Here is a 21,621-nt window from a genome sequence, read left to right as displayed (position 1 = left end):
TTCAGTGTAATGGCTCACATCCGATTGCCGAACGTGACTGCTTATTTCCATTACAGCCGGGATTCGGGCCTAAGTCCACACATTCGGGCGGAGTGTTGGCAACTTCACCGGTTCCGGGTACACCTACCCGCGCGGCTCCCACCCCTGCCAGGGGGACTCGCCAAACACGGCGAAGGACGCGGCGATGCGACCGCCACCGGCATAGACCTCAACGGCGCAGCCATCAGCAATCAAGCGCATCTCCCCATCCGGGCAGTCGATGGGATCGCCGCCGTTAAAGGCGATGGTCCCGTCGCGTTGGGTGACGCGGAAGGCTTCGTCCCCGGCGGCGTCGATAAGAGCAAAGGAGCCTTCGCCCTTGATGTCGATGGTGGAGCCAAAGCCTTCTCGCCCGTGGGTCTCCGGCAGGGCGGACCACAGCGGCTCTTGATGCAGGTAGTTATCCTCCAGCCAGATGCGGCGCGGCAGCGTCAAGGTATGGACCCAGCCTTCCGTTGGGGTGTCATCCTGGGCGGGCATGCCCATCCACCCCAGTAGGATGCCGTCCTCGGTGGCCTGGGGCGCATAGAACTGGGTGCCATGGTCAAGGAGGGTAAAACCGCGCTCAATATGGAAATTCAGGCCATCGAGCGTGCCCACGATATATCCGCACCGATCCGTTTCTGCCTGGGGGCAGAAGATGAGGACCTGCTTATCGCCCAAGGTGAGGAGGTTGGGGCACTCCCACATGTAGCCCCCAGGCAGTTGCGAAGGATCGTCGAAGGAAATCTCGCCCTGGAATTCCCATTGGGCCAGGTCCTGCGATCGGTACAGCACAATGGTGCCGCGCTCGTCTTCGGTCTGGGCACCGATGACCATCCGCCAGCCATCGCCATCGCGGGTGATCTGTGGATCCCGGAAGTGCCCGGTATAGCCCTCCGGGGAGTCCGGAATCAGGGGATTATTCTCGTCGCGAAGGTAGATGCCGCCCTCCGGGCCCGAAGGGTCTATGGCACGCACGCGGTTCTGGGACGGAATGCGACGGCCATCATCTTTCAAATTGCCCGTATAAAACAGCCAGACGTCGGTGCCATCAACCACCGCCCCACCCGAGTAGCAGCCATCCTTGTCATAGGGCAGGTCCGGGTATAAGGCATCGGGGTGGTGCTGCCACGGCGTAGGCGCCGATACGCTCACCGTCGCATGCCCCCAGCCCGTACGCTTGGGCTTGCGGGGAAACGCCGGGTCGTGCTGGTAGAACACGTGCAGGGTATCGCCATCCACAAAGACGCCATTGGGATCATTGAGGCGGCCTTGCGGCGGGGCGAGGTGAAAATTGGGACGGTAGTTCATATCCCCGATACTATGGAAACATGACTATTCATGTGTGCGGTGAAGGCCTCGTGGACCTCGTTCCAGTGGCCCCTGGCAGCTTGAACGACCACACGCCGGCGCTGGGCGGCGGGCCATTTAACGTGGCCATCGCGGCGGCGCGACTGGGCGCCGCTGTGGAATTCCAGTCCCGCATCTCCACCGATGGTTTTGGACAAGAACTTGTCGGCCGCCTCACGGCCGAGGGTGTCACCACCACTCACCTGCAGCGCGGCGACGAACCCACCACTTTGGCCGTGACAACCATCCACGAGGATGGCTCGGCCTCCTATAACTTCTATATCGAAGGCACGGCCGACCGCCTGGTCGAGCCACAGCTGGTCCCGGCCGATATCGCGTGCTTCGGCACGGTCTCCCTCGCCCTTGAACCTGGTGCCTCCCGCTATGCGCAACTGCTGAAGGATTTTGCCGCCCAAGGCACGTTAGTCGCCCTGGATCCGAATATCCGGCCGTTCTACGCCACCCCAGAACACCGCGCGTTCTTAGCGGATCTACTCCCCCACGTCACCTTGCTTAAGCTTTCTGATGAAGAGGTCGAGTTCCTGGGCGACGACCTCATTTCGCAGGTGCCCATCGTAGTGGTCACCCGCGGCAGCGAGGGCCTGAGCGTTCGCGCGGGCGATACCACTCTCACGGTGCCGGCCGCGCAAGTAACCGTCTCCGATACCATCGGTGCCGGCGACACTATCATGGCCGCCCTGCTGACCCAGATTGATGAACGCGGGCTGGACGCCGCCGCCCTTACCACCCTGGATCCGGCGCAGTGGAAAGACATTTTGTCCTTTGCCGTGGCTGCCGCTGGCATCACCGTCTCCCGCAAGGGCGCCAATCCCCCGCGCCGCGAGGAAGTAGAGTCATCGCTATGACCTACACCAAGCGCACCCTGTGGTTGCACGCCGCGCTCTTTATCCTCGCATTTCTCGCGTTTATCCTGCCCGTAGTCTTTGGCGCCTCCGCTCTACTTCCTGTCTGGTTGACCGGCGGGCTGAGTCTGGGGCTTGCAGCTTGCGCGCTTGTCGACGCCGCCTATAAGTTCTTCGCCCCCTCCTCCCCACGCAGCCTGCGCCTGCTCTCCGGTCTCGCCGGGCTCGTACTCCTTATTGGCTGGGGAATCTGGGTCTATATCTACGGCAATATGGCCGCCGTAGGCACAGGCTCCTATCGAATCGGCACCTTTTTGCTCGGCGCGGGAAGCGTGCTCAATCTTTTTGTAGTGGCAATTTCTTTTCTAGATGTACAACGAAAGGTCAAGTAAAGCGTCTAGCACACAGCCACTATTGGCAGCTCTCCACTAATGCGCCGCTACGACGCGGCGGGGAACGATAATGGGGGCATCGCCAAGCGGATCCTCCCAGGCCTCAGCCTCGATGCCATAGGCCTGCGCCAATACCTTCGGCGACAGCGCTTGTTTCGGTGCCCCACGAGCGATGATATCGCCGGATTTCATCACCACCATGGAATCAGAATAGTGGCCCGCCAGCATGAGATCGTGTAGGACTACAACCACTGTCTTTCCCGCCTGCGCCTGTGCGCGGGCCAACTCCAGCATGCGCATGGCATGGGCAGGGTCGAGGAAGGTCGTGGGTTCATCGAGAAGCAGCACGGGCGTATCTTGTGCCAGGGCCAACGCCAGCCAAACGCGCTGGCGCTGCCCGCCCGATAGCGAAGCGATATCACGATCGAGGAAGTCCACAATGTCGGTAGCCTCGCAAGCCTGCGCAATGATCTCCCGGTCCGTAGCGGAAAGGCCGCGCATCCTTCCTTGATGGGGATGACGCCCGCGCGCGACCAACTCCCCCACCCGCAGCCCATCGGGGGCCACGGGGTGCTGTGGCAGTAGCGCCACCTGCCGCGCGGCATCCTTCGCGGACATGGCGTGTAGGTCAACTTCCCCAACCATGACGCTGCCCTGCCGCGGGGCCAGGATTTTCGAGAGAGTTTTCAGCAGCGTGGACTTGCCGCAGCCATTCGGCCCAATGAGCGTGGTAACTTCGCCGGCGCGGGCGTGCAGATCAACGCCGGCAAGGATATCCTCGCCATCCTTATATCCCGCATGAATGCCGGTGGCGTGGAGGCTGCACCGAGGCTTCGGGCTCGTGGTCTGTTTAGGCTGATTAGGCTGATTATCCTTCATTTCTTTTCCTTCATCCACGTCTGACTGTCTAGCACCATCCGGCGCGATGCTTGTCCGTTTCCCCTGCTGTGCCGCGGCACAACGTTTAGCTGCGCCCGGCCGCATTCCACACCACTATCACCAAGGCGCAGCCGCCGATGACCGAGGAAACCGCACCCACCGGTGCATTTACCGGGATAGCACCGGCGATCACAGCACACACGGTCAGCAATGCTGCGCCCGCGGCCGCTGATGCCAACGGTGATGGCGTGGGGGTGCGCGCCACCATCCGCGCCAGGTGCGGCGCCAACAGCGCGATAAACCCAATGGGCCCGACCACCGAGACCACCACGGCACTGATACCGGTTGCCGCAATAAGCAGGAGGGCTCGCTGGCGGGAGATGTTTACGCCCAGGGTGGTTGCGGAGGAATCATCATGGGCAAGCAGCGGCAGCTCCCGCGCGCACCAGATACCTATGGCGAGAAACGGCGCTAATGCCGCCAAGAGGGGGAAGATGACCTCCATGTGCACAAATCCAGTCGATCCCGCGAGCCAAGTCTGCGCCTCCGCAGCACGCAGGATCTGGGCGCTGCGCATTAAATACGCGACGAGGGCGTTAAACATCAGCGATAACGCAATACCGATGATGACGATGCGGTTGCTCGTACCGATGCCACCCAGAACAGCGAGGAGGATGACAACGAGGAGGGCGCCGATCATCGCCAAGCATGCCCGCCACCAAAACTCCGGGATACCCTCGGCGAAACTGGGGCGCGAATGCACGGTGCCCAAGACCACCAGCACCGACGCCCCGCCGGTAACGCCTAAAATATCCGGGGAGGCCAGCGGGTTACGAGCCATGGTTTGCGTCCAAGAACCGGCCAAGCCGAGGGCGGCACCCACGATAACGGTGGCGATGGCAACCGGCAGGCGCAAGTCCCACACCACCCTGATGTGGTTCTTGCTGCCGCCTCCGGTGAGGACATCGATAACCTGCCGCGGACTCAATGCCATGGGACCTTGCCCCAGTAACACTAGGTACGCACTAAGGGCGATGAGGATGAATGCCAGCGTGGAAGCGAGCACGCGCACGTGCCGGCGGCGTTGTTGAGCTTTTAAGATAGTGCTGATTGCGGTCATGCTTTATTGCCCCCATGCTCTGCCCACGCCGCGGTGAGCACCCCAAATGAGGAAAGGTGCGCCCACTATCGCGAGGACGATCGACATCTCCAGCTCCGAGTTCCCCGCAATGAGGCGGCCGGTGATATCAGCGACAAGCACGGCACAACCGCCCAAGAGCGCAGAGGGCAAAAGCAAGGTGGCAACGCTAGGGCCCACCACCCGCCGCACGATGTGGGGAATGGCAAAACCGACGAAGGCAATGGGACCCGTTGCTGCCGTTGCGCTGCCAGCCAACACCACGACGCTGAGCGCCGCGCCCGCCCGCGCGGTAGTGGGGGACCCACCCAAGGCGAGGGAGGACTCCTCCCCCATGGCCAAAAGGTCGAGGGGTCTAGCCACCATCGCCGCGCACGCTACGCCAATAACTAGCCCTATGCCCGCGATCGCGACATCTTCTGGGCCGCGGCCAAAGGTCGAGCCGATAGTCCACCGCCGCATGCTATCGAGGACGTCCGTGGAATATAGACCGATGATCGTCGCGCCCGATCCCAAAGCTGCGGAGACGCCGGCGCCCACCAGAATGAGCGTCAGGGGATCCTCAAACCGCCGCGATACGGCTAAGACCAAAAGCGTAGTAATACCCGCGCCAACGAGCGCGAGGGCGGTCCGCATACTGGTGGAGGTAGCAATACCAATGGCCGTGCCTAAGGCAACGAAGAAGGACGCGCCCGCGGTAACACCAATAAATCCTGGATCCGCTAGCGGGTTTCTGGTCCACGATTGCGCCAGCACACCTGCCACAGCAAGGGCCGCGCCGGCGAAATAAGCCAAGAAGGTGCGCGGCATGCGCAGGTTCCACACGATATCGCGGATATCCTGCTCCCCTGCCCCGTGCAGGGCAGCGATAACCTCCTCGGGCGGAATCGAGCGGGAGCCCACCGCCAAAGACGCCACCGCCAACACCAGGCTGGCGAGGATGATGGCGACAAGGAGCATCTTATGACTCTGTACCCGCGCCACTACCGTTGCGGGGGTGCCGGTGGTCGTAGGACTATCTGCTGCGGAATCCGACTGGATTTGTTGGGCGTCCATCGTGGTTGCTGACAATTACAGTTTCTCTTCAAATTTATCTACTGCCCAGGGGATGGTCACCGGGTTGGGCATACTCATGGCATTGCCGGTATCGGTATCCAAGTAGCGCACGCGATCATCCTTGACAATGTCGAGGCCTTGGAAGGTCTTATCCTTCTTCAAGGCATCGGAGGAGCCGTTGTAGTCCAGGACAAAGAGGTAATCAACCTGGTTAAGCTTCGCGTAGTTTTCTGGGGCAATGTCGACGAAGAAGCTGCCGCCATCGCCCTGCAATGCATCGGGGATCTCCATGCCAAGGTCCTCAATAAATTGTCCACGCCCATCCTCCTCGGTGTATAGGCCAATTTTGCCGTCATAAGGCATGACGATGGCCGCAGACTTATCCTGCAATTCCGCGTGCTCGTGGCGGAATTCCTCGAAGGCCTTTTCGGTGTCATCGATAAGCTTATCGCCTTCGTCTTCTTTGCCCACCGCATCCGCGATGGTCTCTACCTGCTTTTCCCAGGGTACCTGCCAGTCTTCATAGCCGTTCGGCTTTACGGTGGTAGGCGCGATTTCTTCCAGGGAACCCTTCGTGCGTGAATCCACCGCCTGGTTCACCGCAATGATCTGGGTGGGGTCGGCCGCGGTGACCTGCTCAAAGGTATCCGCGGTAAATCCGGTTGCGGTATTATAAATCACCTCAGGCTTTGCCTCGCCCAAAAGTTCCTCTGCCCAGGGGCCGACGCCAGAAGGGTCGCCATCGCCCTCAGCACCCCACGGCGCCACCGTTACGGGAGTGATCCCCAGGGCAAGCAGTGTGTCGGCATCACCTAGACCCAGGCTAGCCACGCGCTGCTCGCTGGCAGCGTCGGTCGCCTGAGCTGTTTCATCACCATCACCACGCGAGCAACCGCCTAAAGCTACGGCTCCGGCGGAAAGCATTGCGACTGCGCCCATGGTGCGACGGCCGAAAATCTTCATGAGGTTAAGCCTTTCAATAAAGGAGGAAAATAACCTTGCTTACCCTATAACGCATAGCCTCGATTAGGCAAGGCTAAACTAAACTAGTAATTTTTTAGACACATGAACCCTTCCTTACGATCGGCCCCAATGTCTGCGCACGAACTCATCCCCGTTACTTTGACCGCCAATGAACGGATACGTCCGCGCTTGCACCGGCTCACGTTCTACGCCGAGGCTTTCCGGACATACACCCTCTCCGGTCCCGATGAATTCTTTGGACTCGTCATGCCCCGAGATGAACAGGAATTTAAACCCTTCCCCGTCGACGGCATAAACCTACGCTCGGCTGTGAGCGCGATCGACGAGGAGAGGCGGCCGGACCTGCGCTGGTACACCATCCGCGCGCTCCACTCGGAGGAAGCCACAGTCGATGTCGACGTGGTGACACACGGAGATTCAGGACCTGGCTCGCGGTGGATTCGCCGCGCACAAGCCGGAGATACAGCGGGATTCTTCACCTGCAACGACCTGTGGCGGCCAACCGACAAGCCACAACTTCTAGTCGCTGACGCATCCTCCTTGCCCGCGCTGCGGCACATTTTGGCCTACCAAGAAGACCATAACCCGGAAATGCTTCGGGCCACCGACGTTATGGCCGTGGTTACCAGCAACGACGAGGTAGAACCAGGCCTCGCAGCTAGATGGGAGGCGAGCGTACGCAGCCTGCGAATTATTTATACCCAAGCGCACGAGGAGGCGGAGGCTGTCGTTGCCGCCCTGAGAGCGGACTATGCTGGTGCGCCGGGGCCAGGGTACGTATGGGCTTCCGGCGAGGGGAGGCTAGCAAAAAGCGTGCGGGGTCTCGCGGTGAATGAATGGGGCCTAGATACCACCGACGTCACGTGGGTACCCTACTGGTTTTATGGAAGGGCCCGGCCGTAAAGAAGTCCTAAAACGGCGAAGGCCCCGCCCCGAACTCTAGGTTCGGTAGCGGGGGCTTAGTGTTGGCTAGGTTTTACTTAGCCTTCTCGATGATCTCAACGAGACGGAAGTGCTTGTCCTTGGACAGCGGGCGGGTCTCAGCGATGCGTACAAGATCGCCGATGCCTGCGGTTTCTTCCTCGTCGTGCGCCTTAACCTTCTTGTTAGAGCGCATGATCTTGCCGTACAGGGCGTGCTGCTTGCGGTCTTCCAGCTCGACAACGATGGTCTTGGTCATCTTGTCGGATACTACGTAGCCGGTGCGAACCTTAGGAGCGCCCTTGACCTTCTCCTTCTTCGGAGTAGGTGCCTTCTTGGAATCAGTCACGTTAGCCTCACTCATGATTAAGCCTCAGCTCCCGGAGCAACGGACAGGCCCAGCTCGCGCTCGCGCAGAACGGTGTAGATGCGGGCAATGTCGCGCTTAACCGTGCCGATGCGGCGGTTGTTGGTCAGCTGGCCGGTGGCCTTCTGGAAGCGGAGGTTGAACAGCTCTTCCTTCGCATCCTTCAGGCGGGACTGCAGCTCAGCGTTGTCGAGCTCACGGAACTCGTGGGCGGGGGTACCGGTTGCCATTAGAACTGGTCCTCCTTCTTGATGATGCGGACCTTGCAAGGAAGCTTCTGGCCTGCGCGGCGCAGAGCCTCAATAGCAACGGCCTCGGTTGGGTAGCTCATCTCGAAAAGTACGCGGCCTGGCTTAACGTTAGCCACCCACTTCTCGACCGGGCCCTTACCGGAACCCATACGAACGCCGAGCGGCTTCTGGGTCAACGGACGGTCCGGGAAGATGTTGATCCACACCTTGCCACCACGCTTGACGTGGCGGTTGATGGCAATACGTGCGGCCTCAATCTGACGGTTGGTGATGTACGCCGGCTCGAGAGCCTGGATTGCGTAATCGCCGAAGTTGATGCGGTTACCGCCCTTGGACACGCCGCGACGGTTCGGGCGGTGCTGACGGCGGTACTTAACACGCTTAGGAATCAGCATGGATTAGCCCTCCTGCTTCTGCTGTGCACGCTGGCGGCGCTGGCCACCGCGGCGGGAGCGACCATTGCGGTCACGGCCACGGCCCTGTGCCGGAGCGTTCAGTTCGGACTCGCGTACGCCACCGACGACGTCACCCTTGTAGATCCACACCTTGATGCCGATGCGGCCAAAGGTGGTGTGGGCCTCTGCGGTGCCGTAGTCGATTTCGGCGCGAAGAGTGTGCAGCGGAACGCGACCCTCGTGGTAGCGCTCAACGCGGGACATTTCTGCACCGCCCAGGCGGCCGGACAGCAGGATCTTGATGCCCTTAACCTGTGGCTGGCGCATAGCGGACTGGATAGCCTTGCGCATTGCACGACGGAATGCGACACGGTTAACCAGCTGCTCCGCGATGGAGTGAGCAACCAGGGTTGCGTTTGCGTCTACCTGCTTGACCTCGAGGATGTTGAGGGCAACCATCTTGCCGGTGAGCTTTTCCAGCTCGCGGCGGATGCGGTCAGCCTCAGCACCGCGGCGGCCAATCACGATGCCCGGGCGGGCGGTGTGAATGTCGACGCGGACGCGGTCACGGGTGCGCTCGATGACGACGTCGGCAATGCCGGCGCGCTCGAGGCCCTTGTTGAGGTAGTTACGAATCTTGATGTCTTCGGCTACGTAGTTCGCGTAGTCCTTATCGGCGAACCAGTGGGTCTTCCAGTCGGAAGTGATGCCCAAACGTAGGCCGTGAGGATGGATCTTCTGGCCCATTACTTGGCCCCTTCCTGCTGGCTTTCGACAACCACGGTGATGTGGCTGGTGCGCTTACGAATCATGAATGCACGACCCTGTGCACGCGGCTGGAAACGACGCATGGTCGGACCCTCGTTGGAATAAGCCTCGGAGATGACCAGGGTGCGTGGGTCGAGGCCGAAGTTGTTCTCAGCGTTAGCGGCTGCAGAAGCAACGACCTTTGCAACTGGCTTGGAAGCACCCTGCGGTGCGTACTTCAGGATAGCCAGGGCTTCGCTTACGGACTTGCCGCGGACCAGATCGAGCACGCGACGTGCCTTCATCGGGGTGACGCGGACGTAGCGGGCCGTGGCGGATGCGGAGGTGATGGTCTCACTCATCGCTTATCGACGTCCCTTCTTGTCATCCTTGACGTGACCCTTAAAGGTCTTGGTTGGTGCAAACTCGCCCAGCTTGTGGCCGACCATGGAATCCTCGATGAAAACCGGCACGTGCTTGCGGCCGTCATGGACGGCGAAGGTGTGGCCGATGAAATCGGGGAGAATGGTCGAGCGGCGAGACCAGGTCTTGATGACCTGCTTGGTGCCTGCATCGTTCTGAGCATCCACCTTGTTGAGGAGGTGCTCATCGACGAACGGGCCCTTCTTAAGGCTGCGTGGCATTGTTTACCTCCTCTTAGCGCTTCTTGTTCGGGCGACGACGGCGCACGATCATGTTGTTGGAGTAACGGTTCGGGTTGCGGGTGCGACCCTCCTTGTGGCCCCATGGGGACACTGGGTGGCGACCACCCGAGGTCTTACCCTCACCACCACCGTGTGGGTGGTCAACCGGGTTCATAACGACACCGCGGACGGTCGGGCGTACGCCCTTCCAGCGCATACGGCCGGCCTTGCCCCAGCGGATGTTCATCTGCTCGGCGTTGCCAACCTCACCAACGGTCGCGCGGCAGCGGATGTCCACACGGCGGATTTCGGAAGACGGCATACGCAGAACTGCGTACTTGCCTTCCTTACCCAGCAGCTGGATGGAAGCACCAGCGGAGCGAGCCAGCTTAGCGCCAGCGCCCGGCTTGAGCTCCACAGCGTGGATGGTGGAACCGGTCGGGATGTTACGCAGCGGCAGGTTGTTGCCAACCTTGATATCTGCGTTCGCGCCGGACTCAACGATGGTGCCCTGCTTCAGGCCCTTAGGGGCGATGATGTAGCGCTTCTCGCCATCAACGTAGTGAAGCAGTGCGATGTTTGCGGTGCGGTTCGGGTCGTACTCGATGTGAGCGACCTTTGCCGGGATGCCGTCCTTGTCGTTACGACGGAAGTCGATGAGACGATAACGGCGCTTGTGGCCACCGCCGATGTGGCGGGTGGTGATGCGGCCGTAGTTGTTACGGCCACCAGTCTTGCTCAGCGGGCGCAGCAGGGACTTCTCCGGAGTAGAACGAGTGATCTCGTCAAACTCAGAAACGGAGGATGCGCGGCGACCCGGAGTTGTCGGCTTGTACTTACGAATAGCCATAATTCTTCCTTACTTCGTCTCCGTCTTAGGCCTGTGCGCCAAAGACGTCGATGGAGTCGCTGCCTTCACGGAGCGTCACGTATGCACGCTTGGTGGACTTACGCTGGCCGTAACCGGTGCGGGTGCGCTTACGCTTACCTGCACGGTTCACGGTGTTCACGGAGTCAACCTTTACGTCAAAGATCTGCTCTACGGCATCTTTAATCTGGGACTTGTTGGAGTCCGTGGAGACGTAGAACGTGTATACGTTCTGCTCCATCAGACCGTAGGACTTCTCGGATACAACCGGAGCGATGATGATATCGCGTGGGTTAGAAATCTTAGCCATTAGTTCTCCTCCTTATCCGCGCCGGTTGCGCGGTTGATGAAGGTGTGTAGCGCCTCAACGGAGAACACAACGTCATCGGAGTAGAGAACGTCGTAGGTGTTGAGCTGGCCAGCGTCCAGGATCTGGACGTTAGGCAGGTTATTAGCGCTACGACGAGCATTGATGTCCTCGCGGCCGATGACCAGCAGCACGTTCTTGCGCTCGGTCAGGGACTCGAGGAAGGCCTTGGCCGACTTGGTGGACGGCTTCTGGCCCGGTACGAGCTCTTCGATGACGTGGATGCGCTCGTTGCGAGCACGGTCAGACAGTGCACCGAAGAGAGCAGCCTTGATCATCTTCTTAGGGGTGCGCTGTGCGTAGTCGCGTGGCTGTGGGCCATGGACAGTGCCGCCACCGGTGTAGTGCGGTGCGCGGATGGAGCCCTGGCGTGCACGGCCGGTGCCCTTCTGACGGAAAGGCTTGCGACCACCACCGCGGACGTCGCCGCGGGTCTTGGTTGCGTGGGTGCCCTGGCGTGCAGCAGCAAGCTGAGCGTTAACAACCTGGTGCATCAAAGCAATGGATGCCTCGGTGTCAAAGATTTCAGCTGGCAGGTCTACAGAGCCGTTGGTCTTACCCTCGGAAGTGTGGACGTCTAGCTTGAGGTTGCTCATGCGTGTGCACCGCCCTTCACTGCGGTCTTAACGGTGACGAGGCCGCCGCGCGCACCAGGGATAGCACCCTTGATGAGCAGCAGGTTGGACTCGGCATCGATTTTCTGAATCTTCAGGTTCTGGGTGGTCACGCGGTCGTGGCCCATACGGCCAGCCATGCGCTTGCCCTTGAAGACGCGGCCCGGGGTAGCAGCGCCGCCGATGCCGCCAACGCGGCGGTGAGCGGCCTGGTTACCGTGAGCTGCGCCCTGGCCTGCGAAGCCGTGGCGCTTCATGGCGCCGGCGTAGCCGTGGCCCTTGGTCTTGCCGGTGACGTCAACGAAGGTGATGCCCTCGAAGATGTCAACCTTGACCTCTTGGCCAACCTCGTATGCAGAGGTGTCGTCCATGCGGATTTCCGCAACGTGACGGCGCGGGGTTACGCCAGCCTTCTTGAAGTGTCCACCAACCGGCTTGTTTGCCTTGCGTGGGTCGATTTCGCCAAAGGCGATCTGGATGGCGCTGTAGCCATCGGTTTCGGGGGTGCGAATCTGGGTGACAACGCATGGCCCTGCCTCGACGACGGTAACCGGCACAACGCGGTTGTCCTCGTCGAAGACCTGGGTCATGCCGAGCTTCTTGCCCAGAATGCCCTTGATCTCGTTTTCACTCATTATTTGTTCTCCACCAAAGTCGCTTACTGGATGTTCACGTCGACGCTTGCCGGAAGATCGATGCGCATAAGAGCATCAACGGTCTTCGGGGTTGGGTCGAGAATGTCGATCAGGCGCTTGTGAGTGCGCATCTCGAAGTGCTCGCGAGAGTCCTTGTACTTGTGCGGAGAACGAATAACTGCGTATACGTTCTTCTCGGTTGGGAGCGGCACTGGGCCAACTACACGAGCACCGGTACGGGTAACGGTCTCGACGATCTTCTTTGCAGAAGCGTCGATAGCCTCGTGGTCATAGGCCTTCAGCCGAATGCGGATTTTTTGTCCCGCCACGCTTATCCTCTTCCTCGCTTCCCCACTTTCACATTCCCGGCGTTTCCGGGGCGTGAAGCGGTGGGAAATTGCTTCTCGATTTCTCTATAACGTTGTCCGGGCTTGGGGCCTGACACAACGCCAGTGGTCTGACTGTCATGACGACCAAGAGTTGCGGTACATGGCAAGTGCCAGGACGCAGTGCTCTCGACGGGGTACAAGACCCGTAGTCAAAGTATTGTGAAGAGGACGGTTTTCACGCATTACACGTGGAGAGTGTCCAATTCGTCTACTGCCGCTGTTTATTTGCCATGCCCCTTCTCCGGTCCATCTTCTCGGGGTGTCACTGCTCTAACGCGGACCTAGCCCGATTGGATGACCTTCCAGTCAATGCTTCAGGTTTCCCTGAACCATGGCGACAACGAAGGTGTCATGTTCGCTTTACCAGCTCAGCGTCTCCCCGAGACTCATGCTTGGCGACGTCCGCCGCCATCACCGAACCTCGGTTCTCGCTGCCCTGTTAAAGCAACCTTTGTATTTAAGCATGTTGGGCTGCGGTTTTTCAAGCCGCGTATTAAACCGTGCCAAAAATCACGTTTTGGAAAAATTTGTTGCCTCGCACCCCACACTGGGCTGAGAAGTATCTAAGCTCGGAGGTAATGGCTGTGGACTCTTTGTCCTGCCTAGATAGTTGAATATCGCGTTCATGCATCACCCAATAGAGAAAGGCTCACTCGCCCATGTCTGAAAACAAGACCCCTGCACAAAACTCCGACAACCAGGTTCCTGCTTCCGAGGAGCGCGAGGTCAATAACAACCTGGAAACCCAGTACGGCACCACCACCATCGATGATGTCGTGGTCTCCAAGATCGCCGGCATCGCTGCTCGCGAGGTTTCCGGCGTGGATGCCCTAGGTGGCGGCGGAGCCCGCATGATCGGCAATATCCGCGAGTCCTTCGGTGCTTCTGAGGACGTCCGCCAGGGTGTGGACGTAGAGGTAGCGGACGGCACCGCTCGCATCGACATTGCCATCACCGCTGAGTACGGCGTGGCCATCCACGAGCTCGCCGAGGCCATCCGCCGCAACATCATGAATGCCGTTGAGCGCATGACCGGCCTGAGCGTCGAGCGCGTCAACGTTGTTGTTCACGACGTAAAGCTGCCAAAGGATGAGTCCGAGGCAGAAGACCAGGCTGCTTTGAACCAGGGTCAGGCTTAAGCCCAATGCCTGAGCCCCGAGCACGTTTCGAGCTCGAGGTAAGCCACGCCCGCGCTATTGCAGAGGCAGTCCGGAAGGTACGCGGTGTCGCCGCGCTCGACGGCGGTTCGTTCGGTTCGGTGAGTTTATACCTCCCCGGCGAGCGCATCGTCGGCATGCGGCGGCCCGACCCGCGCGATGATCGCCACCTGCAGATCAACATTCGCGTTGATATCAGCGCCGCGCCGGACCTGTATGCCTTGGCAGAAGATATTCGGTCCGCCGCCCGTGGGGCTTGTCCCGAACTGCAGCGCATTGACGTTGAGTTTTCTGACGCCGTAGATGGCTTATCCGCTGCTCCATCGAAGGAATAGATATGAAGAATTACACCACTTTGGGCATCATTTCCGGCCTTATTCTTGCCTTCTTTTTGTACCTAGGCTGGGGTCCTACTTTGCTCGCCGTACTCCTTGCCGCAATCGGCGGCATTGTGGGAGCACACTTTGATGGCCGTATCGATCTCACTTCTGTGTGGAATGGCCTCATTGGTAAGGAGAAAGGCCAAGGTTAATGACAGATAGTTCCACTCAGGGCCACACGCGTATCTCGCTGCGGACCATGGAACGCATCGTTACCGCCGCGATTGCTAGCGTGCCCGGCACCAAGGCTATAGAGGCCAAGCTAGCGGGCATCGGCGGCCGCGGTTTTCCACGGGTCTCGGTCCAGATGGACTCAGAGCGTGAGGTAGCGGCCGTTAACGCCACTATCGGCGTGGTATGGCCCTCGCCGGTTACTACGGTGGCGGAGCATACTCGTGCCGCCATCTCGGAGGCCATCGCGGCGCACACCGGTTATTCCACAACTCGCGTCAATGTCACCGTCGGCGGTTCCGTTCCGGGCGAGCGCGTGACTGCCGCAGAGGTGGAGCAGCGCCAGGTCGCTGCTGCCGTTGCGCCGCACACCAAGCCCTCGCCGGTATGGCAGCCGGTCACTGCAGAGTCGGTGAATGTACGCAGCATTGCCACACCGCAGGAGGCACCGGTGCGCACCATCGCTGCGCCGGCCGCCGGCGTCGCAGTGCAGTCCGTGGATACCCCGCGCGAGACCGAGGTACGCAACATTTCCGCTGACCTTCCAGACCACCAGCTGCGTGAGATTTCGTCCCCGAACGACCACACGGTGCGGCCGATCAGAGAGCCCAAGCCGGTCCGCGTGCAGAGCGTGGCTGCGCCTCGCCCAGCCAGGTTGGCCCCTAGTGGGCAGGTTCGTCCACTGGCACGGAAGATTCAGGTAACAACTCCTCGTCCGCAGCCGCTGCGCGAGATTGAGATTCGCCACGAGTGGTCTCCGCGCCGTGTACAGGCTCCCAAGTCTGCTCCTGCGCGCACGGTAAAGGCCCCGCGGCCGCAACCGCTCAAGCGCATTGAGGTCACGCCGGCAAATCCTCGGCCGTTGCACGTGAATGCGCCGCGTCCCGAGCCGTTGCGCGCCATTTCCATTAACCCGTATCGCCCACAAGGAGGCAATAATGGCTGATCAGCACATGCCTGAACACTTTGGGCAGCAGCCGAAGGCTTCTCCGGCGGCGCGTACTTGGGCCGTAATCCTTGGGCTCCTACTGCTCGCCGCGGGCGTCGTCGGCGTGCGCGAGACGTGGCTGGTAGGGTCCGGCTCCGATGCCCAGTCCTGGGTACAGCCGGTACTTAATCTCATTGCTACTGAAGAGCTGCAGACCTGGATGATCTGGGCCGGCGTTGCCTCAATTGTCGTTGGCCTGATTTTCCTCTTCGCGGCAGTGAAGACGCGCCGCACCACGCACATGCAACTTGCCTCCGACACCGCCTCCATGTGGATGCGACCGGTGGATATCGCCCGCCTCTCGTCGGCTACTGCTCGCCGGGTTCCGGGCGTGGCCTCGGCGCAGACCTCCGCGGATAGCAAGAAGGCCAAGGTCACCGTCAATGGCGATACGGACGATGCGGAGCTACAAGGCCGGGTAGAGACGGCGGTAACGCGCTGCCTGGCTCATCTCAAGAACCCGCCGCAGGTCACCGTGGCTGTAGAGAAGATTCCGGAGTTGGATAACAATGTCTAGAAAACTTGCTACCTTTGACCGCATTCTGCTGGGCCTGCTGGGAATCATCCTCATCGCTTTGGGCGTGTGGCCCATCTTGATCCACTTCAACGTGGAATTTGCCAAATACTTAGCCCTGTGGGTGGACCACGATACGTGGAAGAGCTTGGCGGACAATGACTGGTGGGTGTGGGCGCTGGCCGGTGGCTCCGCACTGCTCCTTATTCTGGGGTTGTGGATTGTGGTGGCTAACCTGCGCCACCGCTGCTTTAATAACGTGGAGTCCGCTTCTTCCGATGACAAGGGCTCTATCACGACGTCGATGAACGCTATCGCCGGCGCCGTGGCCCAAGATTTGGATGGAGTCAAGGGCGTAGATCACGTAGAGCGCCTCGTGGCTTATGACCGCGCGCGGCCCACGCTGCAGTACACGGTGACGGCAAATCCGGACACTCCGGTGGAGCGCCTTACCGGTGCGGTTGAAACCAATGAGCGCGATTTCCGCGCAGCGTTTCCTGACGCCGATTTGGACACCATCTACAAGCTGCAGTTCAGCAAGGTAGGTCCGATGAAGGACCTATCCGAATAGCGGGTTCGGAGTCTCCGCCACCAAGACTTCCTGAACGGCCCCAAGGCGGGCCGACTCGCCGCCCCCGAGGATCACTTCCAGTTCCTCGCCGGGGCGGCATTTTTCTAGGCGCTGCCACGAGTAGTCCTGGCGAGTTACGCGGCGGTTTTCCTTAGCGAATAGGTGCAGCCCATGATCAAGCACACCGATGGCCGCTGCGAAGCGAAGGACGAAGACGAAATCACCCAAATCCTGCCGCTTCAGGCCATTAAGGTCTGGGCGCTCGGCACTCAACCGCATAAGGCTTGAGACCACGCCAAAGCGGTGTTCAAAGCCCTCGGTATCCCGAATAGTAAATGGGCGACCGGGGCCCGTGGGACGAATGGACTCATAGGCCCACACCACGGGCTGGGTGTCAGGGCGGCGCACGATGATGTGGGTAGGGGTGGCGGTGATGCGGTAGGTGGGGGCGTCGGCAAGCACGAGCCATTCCCCTGCCGCAATGCGTCCGCCCTCCAAGGGAAGCAAGGGCGGATGCACGTCCGCCTGGCGCTCCAATTCCGCAACGAGTTCGGCGTCGGTGGCACCCCATCCAATGCCTTGATTAGCCAGCATGGCAAAGAAAATGGGAAGGCTGAGGTCGGGCTGGCCCTCCCAGGCGCGGCGGAGGGACTCAAGCGTGGGATCGATGCGGGTGGGGTCATCCATATCCGCCAAGATTACCCAGCGCCGGTGCCGGCCAGACAGCCGGGGCCGAGAGGAGATTTTTCACCCCCGAGTTAATTTCATTCAATTAAATAAATACTATAAGTGTTCAACAATCTCGATCCACATATCGCCTGCTCACGATGTATTTATTAAAGATTTTTCCACCCTAGCTACGTTCCGTAATACCTGTCATTTGATTGGGGATTTATGTCACGGGGCTAATTTGATTGTGCTCTGTGTAACAGATTATTAGATTGGTCACATACAACGATTCGCTCGTTGGATACACCTTGCACCCCGTTTCCTGCTTAACCGCGCACGGAGAATCTCTATGACTAAATATCTGATCAAAAAGACCTTGGGCTGGTTACTCATGATCTTTTTGGCTACCAACCTCGCCTATCTCTTGGCGGCCAGCTTCCTGGACCCACGGTCCAACTAAACCGGCCGCCGCCCACCGCTTTCACCGGAGGAAATCAATAGCCTCCTCGAACCCTATAACCTCAGCCCCGATACTCCGCTGATACAACGCTGGTGGACCTGGCTGACCAATATCCTCACCAAATGGGACTGGGGCCAATCCCCGGTGGGCGAAGTGGTGAATTCAGAAATTAGCTACCGCATCTGGGTTTCCGCGCAGCTACTCCTACTGTCCACCATTTTGTCCATTCTCATCGGCGTGGCAGTGGGCGTTTACACCGCTTCGCGCCAGTACAAGGCCGGTGACCGCATCTGGCAGGGCATTTCCATCATCGCGATGAATACCCACGTGGTAGTGGCGTCCATCGCCGTGGTGTGGGGCGCACTGAAAATCAACGAGCTCAGCGGCAAGAAGATTTTCTATGTGGTCGGCTCCCATTCGCTGGACGTGGAAGGATTCTTTCCCAAGCTGGTGGACTCCGCACAGCACTTGATCCTTCCCACCATTTCATTGGTCTTCATTAGCTACGCCAGCTACCACATGACCCAGCGCACCTTGCTGCTGGATAACTTGGATGCGGACTATGTGCGCACCGCCCGCGCTAAGGGCTTGACCCGCCAACAGGCGATTCGCAAGCACGCACTGCGCACCTCCATCATCCCGGTGGCAACCTCGGTGGCCTTTTCCATCCCCGGCATCTTCACCGGTGCGGTGATGACCGAGCGCATCTTTGGCTGGAACGGCATGGGCCAGTACTTCATCGAGACCATTAGCAAGAACGACGTCAACGGTGCAGCGGCTGTCGCTGCCTTTGGCGCCGCCATGACGGCCATCTCCGCGGTATTGGCGGACCTGGTTGTCGTCGCGCTTGATCCACGAGTGAGGGTGAGCTAAATGACCCCATCTAAAGACCGCAATTATTTCAAGCAGGAACCCCGCGGGGAAATCACTGCACACAGCGAGGTCGCTACGGGAGACCCCTTCTCCCCCGCCGAGGCCGAGCAGGTAGCCACCTTGGAGCAGATGCCGCGTGGCACCTCGCGCTACAAACTTTACCTGCGCCGCTTCTTTCGCAATAAGCTGGCCACCTTGGGCCTTATAATCTTGGCTTTCTTGGTCTTTGCAGCGCTTTTTGGCGGTTTCTTTGCCAAGTGGGACTACACCGAGCCGGACTTCCTTGCACTATCGGAGCCGCCGAGCCCCGAGCACTGGTTTGGCACGAATGACACCGGCAATGACCTCTATGCCCAGACCATTCACGGCTTGGGGAGGTCACTGACCATCGCCATCGTGGTATCCCTGGCCACCTTGGTCATCTCCGCGTTCATCGGATCCGCTGCAGCCTTGTGGGGAGGCATTGCCGAAAAGGCGGTGCTGGCCGTCATTCACTTCCTGCTGTCCATCCCTACCTTCCTGCTCATCGCACTGGTGGTGGCGGATTCCGGCGGCGATTGGAAACTGCTTATCGTCGTTCTCATCCTCTTTGGCTGGATGTACCAGGCCCGCGTGATTTGGTCGCTGGCGCTTACGGTGCGCGAGCAAGACTACGTCCGCGCGGCGAGCTACATGGGCGTGTCCAAGCTGCGCACCATCGTACGCCACGTCATTCCCAATATTGGCTCACTGCTCATCATCCAGTTCGTCTTCGGCGTGGTGGGCACCGTGGGCTCTGAGACTGCCCTGTCCTTCCTGGGGTTGGGCGTCAAGCTTCCCGACGTCTCCCTCGGCACCCTCCTGCAGGGCGGCACCGCCGCAGTGCAATCCTCCCCATGGCTGTTCTACTTCCCTGCCGCAACCTTGACCCTGCTCACCGTGTCCATGGCTTTCATTGGCGATGGCCTGCGCGATGCGCTCGACCCCAACTCGAATTCCGGAGGTAAAGCATGACCTCGCCCGTCTTATCCGTCAAAGACCTGCGCGTAAACTTCCCATCCGAAGCCGGATCCGTCTCCGCGGTCCGTGGCGTGGATTTTGATCTCTACCCTGGCCGCACGCTTGGTATCGTGGGCGAATCCGGTTCTGGTAAGTCCGTGACCTCCATGTCCATCATGGGGCTCCTGCCGGACTACGCGAAGATCACCGGGTCCGTAAAGTTTGACGGCCGCGAACTGCTCGGCCTCAGCGATAAGCAGATGTCCGAGATCCGTGGCAATGGCATTGGCATGATCTTCCAGGATCCGCTCTCCGCGCTCACCCCGGTCTTCGATATTGGATCGCAGCTGGTGGAGGCAATTCAGGCCCATAGGGACGTCGGAAAGAAGCAGGCCCTCAAAGAGGCCACGGAGTTGCTCGACCTAGTAGGCATCCCCGATCCGCATCTGCGGCTGAAGTCCTTCCCGCACGAGTTCTCGGGCGGCATGCGCCAGCGCGTGGTCATTGCCATCGCAATTGCCAATAATCCGCGCGTGCTTATCGCCGATGAGCCCACGACCGCTCTGGATGTGACCATTCAGGCGCAGATTCTGGACGTCATTAAGCTCGCCCAGCGCGAAACCGGCGCCGCCACCATCATGATTACCCATGACATGGGCGTGGTGGCAGAAACGGCCGATGATGTCATGGTCATGTACGCCGGCCGACCCGTGGAGCGCGGCGATGTGGATACCATCTTCTCCCAACCCCGCATGCCCTATACCGTGGGCCTGCTCGGCTCCACGCCGCGCCCGGACGTGTCGGCCGAAGAGCCGCTCACGCCCATCGTGGGCAGCCCGCCGGTGCTGGTGGACCTCAAGCAGCGCTGCCAGTTTGCCCCGCGCTGCCCCGTGGCGCAGCCCGCCTGCTCCGATGGTGAGCCGCCGCTTATCCCGCTTGACGACGCCCCCACGCACCAGAGTGCCTGCCTGCGCGCGCCCGAGATCCACGACCGCAAAATCGGCGGCGAGCTCATGTTCAAGCCCCCGCAGCTCGCGGAGGACGTCATGGCCGGTATCCCCCGCGAGGAGCGTCCCACCACCTTGGAGGTCACGGACCTGCGCAAGGAATTCCCACTTACTAAGGGTGCGCTGGTCAAGCGCCGCGTGGGCACGGTCAAGGCAGTGGACGGCCTTACTTTTGATATTCGCAAGGGCGAATGCATGGCCATCGTGGGCGAATCCGGCTGCGGCAAGACCACCACCCTGCTAGAAATCATGGACTTAAAGCCCGAAAATGGCGCAGTCGTGCTCAACGGGAAGGACGCGGCCGGGATGAGCAATTCCGAGCGCCGCGAGGCCCGCAAGGACATTCAAATTGTCTTCCAGGACCCGATGAGCTCCCTCAACCCGCGCCTGACCGTGCGCGAGGTCATCGCCGAACCACTCAACTCCCTAGGCTATGACGGCGACGTGGATGCCCGCGTGAACGAGCTCATGGGGCTCGTGGGCCTTGATTCCTCCCAGCTGGATCGCTTCCCCAGCCACTTTTCCGGGGGACAGCGCCAGCGCATCGGCCTCGCCCGCGCGCTGGCCACGAACCCTTCGGTTTTGGTCTTGGATGAGCCCGTCTCCGCGCTCGACGTCTCCATCCAGGCCGGCGTCATCAACCTGCTCGAAGATCTCAAGCGAAAGCTGGGCCTGTCCTACCTTTTCGTCGCCCATGACCTGTCCGTGGTGCGCCACCTTTCAGACCGGGTGGCCGTCATGTACAAGGGGCAGTTTGTGGAGTCTGGGCCAACCGATGAGATCTTCGAGAACCCTCAAGCGGACTACACCAAGAAGCTCCTGGATGCCATTCCGATTCCGGATCCGGAGGCTGCCCGCAGGCGACGCAAGCCCGGCCCGGCACAAGCCTCACCAATTTCCCAAAAGTGACCCGTCACACAGCGCGCGTTATATATAGTTAACCTCACACCTGAAGTGCTGTGGCAGCTTACC

General features: G+C 60.3%; 28 protein-coding genes and 1 pseudogene. 12 read left to right on the top strand and 17 right to left on the bottom strand.

Features of this window, described 5'->3' with window-relative positions:
- Positions 1-123: 123 nt before the first annotated feature.
- The gene (locus tag MHK09_RS06845) at positions 124-1,332 is read right to left on the bottom strand and encodes a glycoside hydrolase family 32 protein (RefSeq protein WP_005322822.1); all 1,209 of its coding nucleotides are present in this window, start codon (positions 1,330-1,332) and stop codon (positions 124-126) included.
- Positions 1,333-1,352: 20 nt separating this feature from the next.
- Here MHK09_RS06845 and MHK09_RS06840 point away from each other — a divergent pair, with 20 nt between their 5' ends.
- Together MHK09_RS06840 and MHK09_RS06835 are read left to right on the top strand one after the other, a co-directional pair.
- Positions 1,353-2,237, top strand: coding sequence for a carbohydrate kinase family protein (locus MHK09_RS06840; protein WP_200436214.1), 885 nt, complete (start codon positions 1,353-1,355; stop codon positions 2,235-2,237).
- Positions 2,234-2,626: a multidrug transporter gene (locus MHK09_RS06835; RefSeq protein WP_179387381.1), complete on the top strand. Its 393-nt coding sequence runs from the start codon at positions 2,234-2,236 to the stop codon at positions 2,624-2,626. Before MHK09_RS06840 ends, MHK09_RS06835 begins: the two co-directional genes overlap by 4 nt.
- Positions 2,627-2,662: 36 nt before the next feature.
- Here MHK09_RS06835 and MHK09_RS06830 read toward each other — a convergent pair whose 3' ends face one another.
- The 4 genes from MHK09_RS06830 to MHK09_RS06815 form a co-directional block, all read right to left on the bottom strand.
- On the bottom strand, positions 2,663-3,505 hold the full coding sequence (locus MHK09_RS06830; RefSeq protein WP_250409611.1) for an ABC transporter ATP-binding protein: 843 nt from the start codon (positions 3,503-3,505) through the stop codon (positions 2,663-2,665).
- Positions 3,506-3,590: 85 nt separating this feature from the next.
- Entirely contained in the window at positions 3,591-4,625 is a 1,035-nt protein-coding gene (locus tag MHK09_RS06825; RefSeq protein WP_250413069.1) for a FecCD family ABC transporter permease, read from the bottom strand.
- A 3-nt stretch (positions 4,626-4,628) separates the two neighbouring features.
- Positions 4,629-5,714: a FecCD family ABC transporter permease gene (locus MHK09_RS06820; protein WP_150850845.1), complete on the bottom strand. Its 1,086-nt coding sequence runs from the start codon at positions 5,712-5,714 to the stop codon at positions 4,629-4,631.
- The gene (locus MHK09_RS06815; protein ID WP_250413068.1) at positions 5,715-6,662 is read right to left on the bottom strand and encodes an ABC transporter substrate-binding protein; all 948 of its coding nucleotides are present in this window, start codon (positions 6,660-6,662) and stop codon (positions 5,715-5,717) included.
- A 129-nt stretch (positions 6,663-6,791) separates the two neighbouring features.
- On the opposite strand from MHK09_RS06815, the gene MHK09_RS06810 reads away from it, so the two are divergent.
- Positions 6,792-7,586: a siderophore-interacting protein gene (locus tag MHK09_RS06810; protein WP_250413067.1), complete on the top strand. Its 795-nt coding sequence runs from the start codon at positions 6,792-6,794 to the stop codon at positions 7,584-7,586.
- A 73-nt stretch (positions 7,587-7,659) separates the two neighbouring features.
- Here MHK09_RS06810 and rpsQ read toward each other — a convergent pair whose 3' ends face one another.
- The 11 genes from rpsQ to rpsJ are packed head-to-tail and all read right to left on the bottom strand — an operon-like array spanning position 7,660 to position 12,821.
- A complete protein-coding gene (gene rpsQ, locus MHK09_RS06805) occupies positions 7,660-7,968 on the bottom strand; it encodes a 30S ribosomal protein S17 (protein WP_005322841.1) in 309 nt (102 codons plus the stop codon).
- Between the two features lie 2 nt (positions 7,969-7,970).
- Positions 7,971-8,201, bottom strand: coding sequence for a 50S ribosomal protein L29 (gene rpmC / locus MHK09_RS06800; RefSeq protein WP_005322842.1), 231 nt, complete (start codon positions 8,199-8,201; stop codon positions 7,971-7,973).
- Positions 8,201-8,617 carry a 50S ribosomal protein L16 gene (gene rplP / locus MHK09_RS06795; protein WP_005322843.1) on the bottom strand — a complete coding sequence of 139 codons (417 nt, stop codon included), beginning with the start codon at positions 8,615-8,617 and terminating at the stop codon, positions 8,201-8,203. The genes rpmC and rplP overlap by 1 nt, the downstream gene beginning before the upstream one ends.
- Before the next feature lie 3 nt (positions 8,618-8,620).
- Complete coding sequence (rpsC, locus tag MHK09_RS06790) at positions 8,621-9,364, bottom strand: 30S ribosomal protein S3 (protein ID WP_023027807.1); 744 nt, start codon at positions 9,362-9,364, stop codon at positions 8,621-8,623.
- Complete coding sequence (gene rplV, locus MHK09_RS06785) at positions 9,364-9,726, bottom strand: 50S ribosomal protein L22 (protein ID WP_250413066.1); 363 nt, start codon at positions 9,724-9,726, stop codon at positions 9,364-9,366. The genes rpsC and rplV overlap by 1 nt, the downstream gene beginning before the upstream one ends.
- A 3-nt stretch (positions 9,727-9,729) precedes the next feature.
- On the bottom strand, positions 9,730-10,008 hold the full coding sequence (rpsS, locus tag MHK09_RS06780) for a 30S ribosomal protein S19 (RefSeq protein ID WP_005276936.1): 279 nt from the start codon (positions 10,006-10,008) through the stop codon (positions 9,730-9,732).
- A gap of 13 nt (positions 10,009-10,021) precedes the next feature.
- Positions 10,022-10,858: a 50S ribosomal protein L2 gene (gene rplB, locus MHK09_RS06775; RefSeq protein WP_005322845.1), complete on the bottom strand. Its 837-nt coding sequence runs from the start codon at positions 10,856-10,858 to the stop codon at positions 10,022-10,024.
- Positions 10,859-10,883: 25 nt separating this feature from the next.
- On the bottom strand, positions 10,884-11,186 hold the full coding sequence (gene rplW, locus MHK09_RS06770) for a 50S ribosomal protein L23 (protein WP_005322846.1): 303 nt from the start codon (positions 11,184-11,186) through the stop codon (positions 10,884-10,886).
- Complete coding sequence (gene rplD, locus MHK09_RS06765; RefSeq protein ID WP_005322847.1) at positions 11,186-11,839, bottom strand: 50S ribosomal protein L4; 654 nt, start codon at positions 11,837-11,839, stop codon at positions 11,186-11,188. Before rplD ends, rplW begins: the two co-directional genes overlap by 1 nt.
- Positions 11,836-12,492: a 50S ribosomal protein L3 gene (rplC, locus tag MHK09_RS06760; RefSeq protein WP_005322848.1), complete on the bottom strand. Its 657-nt coding sequence runs from the start codon at positions 12,490-12,492 to the stop codon at positions 11,836-11,838. Before rplC ends, rplD begins: the two co-directional genes overlap by 4 nt.
- A gap of 23 nt (positions 12,493-12,515) precedes the next feature.
- Positions 12,516-12,821, bottom strand: a complete 306-nt coding sequence (gene rpsJ / locus MHK09_RS06755; RefSeq protein WP_003848085.1) for a 30S ribosomal protein S10 — start codon at positions 12,819-12,821, stop codon at positions 12,516-12,518.
- A 719-nt stretch (positions 12,822-13,540) separates the two neighbouring features.
- Here rpsJ and MHK09_RS06750 point away from each other — a divergent pair.
- From MHK09_RS06750 to amaP, 6 genes are read left to right on the top strand one after another with little or no spacing between them, the layout of a single operon-like run.
- A complete protein-coding gene (locus MHK09_RS06750; RefSeq protein ID WP_005322849.1) occupies positions 13,541-14,020 on the top strand; it encodes an Asp23/Gls24 family envelope stress response protein in 480 nt (159 codons plus the stop codon).
- A 5-nt stretch (positions 14,021-14,025) separates the two neighbouring features.
- Positions 14,026-14,373 carry a hypothetical protein gene (locus MHK09_RS06745; protein WP_005322850.1) on the top strand — a complete coding sequence of 116 codons (348 nt, stop codon included), beginning with the start codon at positions 14,026-14,028 and terminating at the stop codon, positions 14,371-14,373.
- A gap of 2 nt (positions 14,374-14,375) precedes the next feature.
- The gene (locus MHK09_RS06740; protein WP_005322852.1) at positions 14,376-14,570 is read left to right on the top strand and encodes a hypothetical protein; all 195 of its coding nucleotides are present in this window, start codon (positions 14,376-14,378) and stop codon (positions 14,568-14,570) included.
- Complete coding sequence (locus MHK09_RS06735; protein WP_200436208.1) at positions 14,570-15,535, top strand: Asp23/Gls24 family envelope stress response protein; 966 nt, start codon at positions 14,570-14,572, stop codon at positions 15,533-15,535. The genes MHK09_RS06740 and MHK09_RS06735 overlap by 1 nt, the downstream gene beginning before the upstream one ends.
- A complete protein-coding gene (locus MHK09_RS06730; protein WP_150850532.1) occupies positions 15,528-16,094 on the top strand; it encodes a DUF6286 domain-containing protein in 567 nt (188 codons plus the stop codon). The genes MHK09_RS06735 and MHK09_RS06730 overlap by 8 nt, the downstream gene beginning before the upstream one ends.
- Positions 16,087-16,662: an alkaline shock response membrane anchor protein AmaP gene (gene amaP, locus MHK09_RS06725; protein WP_250413065.1), complete on the top strand. Its 576-nt coding sequence runs from the start codon at positions 16,087-16,089 to the stop codon at positions 16,660-16,662. The genes MHK09_RS06730 and amaP overlap by 8 nt, the downstream gene beginning before the upstream one ends.
- On the opposite strand, the gene MHK09_RS06720 is transcribed toward amaP, so the two are convergent.
- The gene (locus MHK09_RS06720) at positions 16,651-17,349 is read right to left on the bottom strand and encodes a hypothetical protein (protein WP_250413064.1); all 699 of its coding nucleotides are present in this window, start codon (positions 17,347-17,349) and stop codon (positions 16,651-16,653) included. The two genes, amaP and MHK09_RS06720, sit on opposite strands and share 12 nt — an antisense overlap.
- A 331-nt stretch (positions 17,350-17,680) precedes the next feature.
- On the opposite strand from MHK09_RS06720, the pseudogene MHK09_RS06715 reads away from it, so the two are divergent.
- From MHK09_RS06715 to MHK09_RS06705, 3 genes and pseudogenes are all read left to right on the top strand, one after another.
- Positions 17,681-18,664 (top strand): annotated as a pseudogene (locus MHK09_RS06715) (ABC transporter permease).
- On the top strand, positions 18,665-19,657 hold the full coding sequence (locus MHK09_RS06710) for an ABC transporter permease (RefSeq protein WP_250413063.1): 993 nt from the start codon (positions 18,665-18,667) through the stop codon (positions 19,655-19,657).
- Positions 19,654-21,558, top strand: coding sequence for a dipeptide ABC transporter ATP-binding protein (locus MHK09_RS06705; protein WP_250413062.1), 1,905 nt, complete (start codon positions 19,654-19,656; stop codon positions 21,556-21,558). Before MHK09_RS06710 ends, MHK09_RS06705 begins: the two co-directional genes overlap by 4 nt.
- Positions 21,559-21,621 lie beyond the last annotated feature (63 nt).

The sequence above is a fragment of the Corynebacterium tuberculostearicum genome (assembly GCF_022347235.1).
Classification (GTDB): Bacteria; Actinomycetota; Actinomycetes; order Mycobacteriales; family Mycobacteriaceae; genus Corynebacterium; species Corynebacterium tuberculostearicum_F.
Note: the sequence above shows the minus strand (reverse complement) of the source record. Positions and strands in the feature narration are given on the sequence as shown.

Coding starts and splice junctions, on each gene's coding strand:
- MHK09_RS06845 (WP_005322822.1), bottom strand. CDS start 1,332: ATGAACTACCGTCCCAATTTTCACCTCGCCCCGCCGCAAGGCCGCCTC.
- MHK09_RS06840 (WP_200436214.1), top strand. CDS start 1,353: ATGACTATTCATGTGTGCGGTGAAGGCCTCGTGGACCTCGTTCCAGTG.
- MHK09_RS06835 (WP_179387381.1), top strand. CDS start 2,234: ATGACCTACACCAAGCGCACCCTGTGGTTGCACGCCGCGCTCTTTATC.
- MHK09_RS06830 (WP_250409611.1), bottom strand. CDS start 3,505: ATGAAGGATAATCAGCCTAATCAGCCTAAACAGACCACGAGCCCGAAG.
- MHK09_RS06825 (WP_250413069.1), bottom strand. CDS start 4,625: ATGACCGCAATCAGCACTATCTTAAAAGCTCAACAACGCCGCCGGCAC.
- MHK09_RS06815 (WP_250413068.1), bottom strand. CDS start 6,662: ATGAAGATTTTCGGCCGTCGCACCATGGGCGCAGTCGCAATGCTTTCC.
- MHK09_RS06810 (WP_250413067.1), top strand. CDS start 6,792: ATGTCTGCGCACGAACTCATCCCCGTTACTTTGACCGCCAATGAACGG.
- rpsQ (WP_005322841.1), bottom strand. CDS start 7,968: ATGAGTGAGGCTAACGTGACTGATTCCAAGAAGGCACCTACTCCGAAG.
- rpmC (WP_005322842.1), bottom strand. CDS start 8,201: ATGGCAACCGGTACCCCCGCCCACGAGTTCCGTGAGCTCGACAACGCT.
- rplP (WP_005322843.1), bottom strand. CDS start 8,617: ATGCTGATTCCTAAGCGTGTTAAGTACCGCCGTCAGCACCGCCCGAAC.
- rpsC (WP_023027807.1), bottom strand. CDS start 9,364: ATGGGCCAGAAGATCCATCCTCACGGCCTACGTTTGGGCATCACTTCC.
- rplV (WP_250413066.1), bottom strand. CDS start 9,726: ATGAGTGAGACCATCACCTCCGCATCCGCCACGGCCCGCTACGTCCGC.
- rpsS (WP_005276936.1), bottom strand. CDS start 10,008: ATGCCACGCAGCCTTAAGAAGGGCCCGTTCGTCGATGAGCACCTCCTC.
- rplB (WP_005322845.1), bottom strand. CDS start 10,858: ATGGCTATTCGTAAGTACAAGCCGACAACTCCGGGTCGCCGCGCATCC.
- rplW (WP_005322846.1), bottom strand. CDS start 11,186: ATGGCTAAGATTTCTAACCCACGCGATATCATCATCGCTCCGGTTGTA.
- rplD (WP_005322847.1), bottom strand. CDS start 11,839: ATGAGCAACCTCAAGCTAGACGTCCACACTTCCGAGGGTAAGACCAAC.
- rplC (WP_005322848.1), bottom strand. CDS start 12,492: ATGAGTGAAAACGAGATCAAGGGCATTCTGGGCAAGAAGCTCGGCATG.
- MHK09_RS06750 (WP_005322849.1), top strand. CDS start 13,541: ATGTCTGAAAACAAGACCCCTGCACAAAACTCCGACAACCAGGTTCCT.
- MHK09_RS06745 (WP_005322850.1), top strand. CDS start 14,026: ATGCCTGAGCCCCGAGCACGTTTCGAGCTCGAGGTAAGCCACGCCCGC.
- MHK09_RS06740 (WP_005322852.1), top strand. CDS start 14,376: ATGAAGAATTACACCACTTTGGGCATCATTTCCGGCCTTATTCTTGCC.
- MHK09_RS06735 (WP_200436208.1), top strand. CDS start 14,570: ATGACAGATAGTTCCACTCAGGGCCACACGCGTATCTCGCTGCGGACC.
- MHK09_RS06730 (WP_150850532.1), top strand. CDS start 15,528: ATGGCTGATCAGCACATGCCTGAACACTTTGGGCAGCAGCCGAAGGCT.
- amaP (WP_250413065.1), top strand. CDS start 16,087: ATGTCTAGAAAACTTGCTACCTTTGACCGCATTCTGCTGGGCCTGCTG.
- MHK09_RS06720 (WP_250413064.1), bottom strand. CDS start 17,349: ATGGATGACCCCACCCGCATCGATCCCACGCTTGAGTCCCTCCGCCGC.
- MHK09_RS06710 (WP_250413063.1), top strand. CDS start 18,665: ATGACCCCATCTAAAGACCGCAATTATTTCAAGCAGGAACCCCGCGGG.
- MHK09_RS06705 (WP_250413062.1), top strand. CDS start 19,654: ATGACCTCGCCCGTCTTATCCGTCAAAGACCTGCGCGTAAACTTCCCA.